Raw genomic sequence first — 4,941 nt, 5'->3', positions numbered from 1 at the left:
CGTCAGCCAGAAAAGATCAGACATGGTCACCGCTCGATTTTCGAACCGTGAATCACGCAGCAAAGCGGAAATCAATGGGTCCTGACCCTAATAGTTAAGGAGAATTTTGTTTTTATATCAGTTGTTTATGCTGCCCGAAGAAAGAAGATACTAGAAGAAAAAGAAGAAGGATCAGCCTGAGGCAACGTTACCCCCCAACCCAAACGTGGTTTCCCTTTACCAGTATCCCGACCAGATCCACGAGGCCTTCACGCATGACGCAGAGCGTGACGTTTTTGTCTGCCCACAAGTGCACGACCTGAAACTGTGCGCCAATAGCCCCGAGTAATCGCCGCACTCACCGGGCGCGTTGAAAAAAAGGCGCAAACACTAGATGTAGTCAGGAGCTTTTTTCACCGATATCGACTGATTATGAGATCGGAACCTAAGCGCCGAACAACTTTCGGATTTTCCGCTTAGTGTTGCGGCGGCGATAAGTCCACGTCTTCTGGTAACTTTGAATGAACTGCGCGACCTGCGGGCTAAGATCCGAAGCTTTCCGGATATCTTCGGGCCGATCTTGCCTGATGCTCTGCTCGATAAAGTGTTCGAGCCACCTGAAAAACAGGTCGGGGTAAGCGCGGCCCGGGAAGTACTTTTCCCCCCACTGCACGATTGTCTTGATCTGCCGGAAGGCATTCTGGTGAAGATTATTTCCGTGTTTGCGGTAGGAGAGAACGATCTTGTTCCCCAGCGAAAAGGTCAACTCGGGGTGTCGCACCATGTGCTGAAACAGGCGCGTCCGCAGAACTATGTCGTCCCCGGTCATCGTGTCATCAAAACCGCCCACAGCCATGAGGGCGTCGCGGCGGAACACCTGACCTTGGATGTAGAAGGAGCCAAGGCTCCTATACTCCAGCTCAATCAGGTCCTGAGCCGTTTCGGGGTGGTTCGCAGGAAGCGGAAGGTGAATGGCATCCGTAATCCGGTGGCCGTTTTCGTCGATCTCGTAGTGACCGGTATTGGCTGCGAAGACGATGTTCCGAGCTTTCGACAAAACCTCGACCGCATCTTTGATACAGTCCGGCATCAGGAGGTCATCCAACGACATCATTGTGACAAATTCGCCCGACGCTGCGTCCAGAACCTTGTTGAAGTTCGCCGGCACATTGCCGGAATTTTCCTGCTTTATGAAAGTGGTCGGAAAGGGGCTCTTAGCCAGTGCGGCCTCAATCACTTCGACCGAATTATCCGGTGATCCATCGTCCAGGACGATGATTTCGATATTGCGATAGGTTTGTTCGTAGATCGATTGCAGACCCGCCGCAGCAAATCTCGCATGGTTGTAGGAGACGCATAATACAGAACACAAATGAGACATTCAGTTCTCGCTTTTCGGCCTCGTCATGAACGGGACGTTCAATTGAAGCGATTGACCGTCCAGCGCCCATGTCAGCAGGCGCGCAGGATCTCGGGTATGACTCGGTTTTTAACGAGTGATCTATCCAGTTGAGGCCCCATTGGCAAGCTCAGCACTTCTTGTGCCAGACGGCGGGCAATCGGGAAAGCCTCGGCTTTGAGGCACAGATCCGCATAGGCGCCCTGCATGTGCGGCGGGATCGGATAATGGATGAGCGTCCCTACCTTGGCCTCGGCCAGATGCGCCTGCATCTCAGCGCGCATTGTGGTGCGGACAACAAAAAGGTGCCAGACAGGGTCCGCCCAATCGGGCACATGCGGCAGGATCAGGCTGCTGTCCTTCAACCCCTCGAGATAGTCGACGGCGATCGCGCGGCGCCGTTCGGTCCAATCGTCCAGCGCCTTCAACTTTACCCGCAGAACAGCCGCCTGCACGGGATCGAGGCGTGAATTTACGCCGGGCTCTTCGTTGACGTATTTCTCGTGAGAGCCGTAGTTACGCAGTATCGCCACCCGGGCGGCCAGGTCTGCGTCGTTGGTGGTCACCGCCCCGGCATCCCCAAGTGCCCCAAGGTTTTTGCCCGGATAGAAGCTCCAGCAGACGATATCGCCATGCCCGCCAAGCCGCTGCCCCTTGTAGGCCGCACCATGCGCCTGCGCCGCATCTTCGATCACCCGAAGCCCGTGGCGGCTCGCAATCTCGAGGATAGAATCTAGGTCGGCAGGCTGGCCGTAAAGGTGCACCGGAAGCACAGCGCGGGTACGCAGGGTGATGGCCGCTTCGATAAGGGTCGGATCGATATTGTGGGTGGCCGGGTCAGGTTCGACCGGAACCGGTATTGCACCAACACCAGAGACGGCAAGCCAGGTGGCGATATAAGTGTTCGAAGGCACGATAACCTCGTCGCCCGGCCCGATGTCCAGCGCACGCAGGGCCAGTGTCAGAGCGTCTAGTCCGTTGGCCAGCCCCACGGCGAACTTGCTGCCGCAATAAGCGGCCCATTCTGCCTCGAAGGCCTCGACCTCGGGACCGAGGATGTAGAAACCACTGTCTAGCACTCGCGCCACAGCGTCGTCGATTTGTTGCTTCAGCTCGCGGTAGGCCGCGCCCAGATCGAGGAAAGGGATCATTCGACCCCTCCACGCAGCGCGTTCTGAAATTCATTGTAGTCCCGGAAATAGTCGGACTCATCATAGACATGCGAGGCAAGCACCATGCAGACTGCGCCTTGACTGAAGGCATCCATTTCGCGCCAGATCATCCGGTTGACGTAAAGCCCTTTGCGCGGGTCACGCAGCCAGAATTCGGTCTTGGTTTCTCCGTCGTCGATCTTAATGCGGAAACTGCCGGACAGCGCAAAGATGACCTGTTCAAGATCGCGGTGTGCATGGCCGCCACGTTCGGAGTCGACGGGTACGTTGTAAAGGTAATAGACCCGAGCAATGTCGAACGGCAGATGGTTACCCCCTTCCACGAAGGTCAGGTCGCCACGGGGATCATGGATTTGTGGAAGGTCGATGATCCGGACGCTGCCCTGGTGCGCGGAAATTCGTGTCATGGAAAGGTCACCCTTTGAGAAGTTTTAGATATGTGGCGCGTAACTCTTCGAACAGCTTGCGCGGATAGTCAAAGAAGATGTCTTGCGCGGTCCTATTGGTTTCGATCATGCCGAGACGGCGATAGAACGCCTCGGCGTGGGTGTTTTCCACCCGGACATCAACCTTGGCCATGCCGAGGTCTAGATGTTCGAAGCCGATGCCAAATGACAAGACCGCACTTTCCAGCGCGGCTTTCCGTGGTTTGTTGGCGTCGAGGATCCAGCTGCCCCAAGTGAATTGGTCTTTTTCGATTTTATACAGGCGTACCAACCCGCAGCGGGTGCCGTCGTGACGTTCGATCACGTAATAAAGCTGCCGACACTGGGCCTCCTGGGCTTTGTAGCCTTCGATCCACTGTCGCTGATCCGCAACCGTACCCGTGACCGGGGACAGGTGCCGATTGTAGTGCGGGTTCGTACGCAGGGCGTACACATAGGGGGCATCAGCGGGCGTGATAAGCCTGAGTCTCAGGTTGGGCCCGGCCACTTGGGCAACAGACGATTTGGTCATGATCCCTTTTGAGCTTGTGGCGGCGCTGCGGTCACAGACGCCACTATGGATGTTTCCGATGCGCTGCACCAGCCATAACTCCGGTCTCAGACCGAGGTACGCCGTGGCCCTTTCGGCTGTGCAAGGCCTCATTGAACGGGCGAACCTCTCTGTCGCCGGGGACGTTCTCGAGCTTCTGGAAGCCGGGGTAGTCATGCGCGGTGTCGCAACCGGCTAGCTCCGGGCCGCGTGTCTGACCTGGCAGCCAGCGCATCGGGATAATCACGGTCTTATTGTCGTTGTCGTTCAGCAGGCCGCCCCAGTACCCGAAACTGGAATTCGAGCTCACCTGGTGATCGCATTCCGAGATCAGCAGAAGGTCCAAGTGTCCGGCCTCGGTATTGTTCACATCGATGCAGCACCATTCGATTTGTGGCGGCAGTTTCGGCGCTAGGTGACTGCGCACCCAGTCGATGTCGTCCGAGAAGAAGAAGACCTTCGCCTTATCCTGACCCGAGGCTGAGACGATCTGATCTATGGCAGTTCTGTAGTAATCCTCGCCAAGCATCGCCATGCCGATGCTTACGTAGTCCCCACGACGTACATGGACCGCGATTGACATGGGCGCCTTATGAATATCCGACAGCACATCCCGGTTGGCCTCGTTCAACTCAAGGTCCTTGAAGCGCAGTTCTGAAAGCACCTTGTCTTCGACGTCGGACACGTACTTCCAGTGTTCTGCGTAACCATCGAAATACAGCGGCTGTGGGTGATCAAAGATGGCCGGGTCGTACCAGTAGGGTTTCGGATTATTGTAGTAGAAATGTCGCTTGTAGAAATCGATCTCGTCCTGCGTGGCGGCGTCCATTTTGATGTTTGGAAACAGCGTAGTCAGGGTGAACAGCCGGCTGCTCTTGTTGGAGCAATCCATGCCGTTGGTCTCGAACCACATCAGATCGTATTTAACGACCATGCCGAAGGCCTTCCTGAAACACTCGCCCAACACGTACTTCGTGATTGCCGAGCAGAGCCCACCGTCAACCATGACAATAACTATGGGGTCTTCCCCGCGCGCGCGCAGGATCTCCTCTCCCTTCTGGCGAAGTGAACGGTTCTTTCGTTTAGCGACCAACGAATGCAAGGATTTACGAAGACTGCGAGGCGACATAGGCGTAAAGATATGCCATTAAATATGCCATGACCATGCCAAAATAAAAAACGGCAATTTAAACCTATGCCGTTCAGCGACGCCGCGATCCAGGCCCGCCTTACCCTGAAGATTTTGTTTAGGATGCCGCTCCGGCCAACGATCGGGTTCGTGCAGATTTTGTTGCGGCTGGTCGGTTTGGATTGGGCGGTCCAGACTAGGTTCAGGCCTCATAGCCAATAGATAACGAGTGCTGCGAGGGCGATTGCTGACAGGAAGACCTTTGGGCACCTGTCGTAGCGGGTTGC

General features: G+C 55.9%; 5 protein-coding genes and 1 pseudogene. 1 reads left to right on the top strand and 5 read right to left on the bottom strand.

The window, feature by feature from the left end; all coding sequences use genetic code 11:
* Positions 1-424 precede the first annotated feature (424 nt).
* The 5 genes from ACR0KL_RS22665 to ACR0KL_RS22645 all read right to left on the bottom strand — a co-directional run bounded on the left by ACR0KL_RS22665 (position 425) and on the right by ACR0KL_RS22645 (position 4,459).
* Positions 425-1,360: a glycosyltransferase family A protein gene (locus ACR0KL_RS22665; RefSeq protein WP_170539206.1), complete on the bottom strand. Its 936-nt coding sequence runs from the start codon at positions 1,358-1,360 to the stop codon at positions 425-427.
* 71 nt (positions 1,361-1,431) lie between these two features.
* Positions 1,432-2,529 carry a DegT/DnrJ/EryC1/StrS aminotransferase family protein gene (locus tag ACR0KL_RS22660; RefSeq protein ID WP_170681769.1) on the bottom strand — a complete coding sequence of 366 codons (1,098 nt, stop codon included), beginning with the start codon at positions 2,527-2,529 and terminating at the stop codon, positions 1,432-1,434.
* A complete protein-coding gene (locus tag ACR0KL_RS22655) occupies positions 2,526-2,957 on the bottom strand; it encodes a sugar 3,4-ketoisomerase (protein ID WP_170417387.1) in 432 nt (143 codons plus the stop codon). Before ACR0KL_RS22655 ends, ACR0KL_RS22660 begins: the two co-directional genes overlap by 4 nt.
* 7 nt (positions 2,958-2,964) lie before the next feature.
* A complete protein-coding gene (locus ACR0KL_RS22650; protein ID WP_170642516.1) occupies positions 2,965-3,507 on the bottom strand; it encodes a GNAT family N-acetyltransferase in 543 nt (180 codons plus the stop codon).
* 43 nt (positions 3,508-3,550) lie between these two features.
* Positions 3,551-4,459, bottom strand: coding sequence for an alpha-1,2-fucosyltransferase (locus tag ACR0KL_RS22645; protein ID WP_170642514.1), 909 nt, complete (start codon positions 4,457-4,459; stop codon positions 3,551-3,553).
* A gap of 258 nt (positions 4,460-4,717) precedes the next feature.
* Between ACR0KL_RS22645 and ACR0KL_RS22640 the strand changes: the two are divergent.
* Positions 4,718-4,846 (top strand): annotated as a pseudogene (locus tag ACR0KL_RS22640) (transposase); the annotation flags it as partial.
* Positions 4,847-4,941: the final 95 nt, after the last annotated feature.

The organism is Ruegeria sp. C8 (genome assembly GCF_056537565.1).
This window is presented reverse-complemented; position numbering and strand designations above follow the sequence as displayed.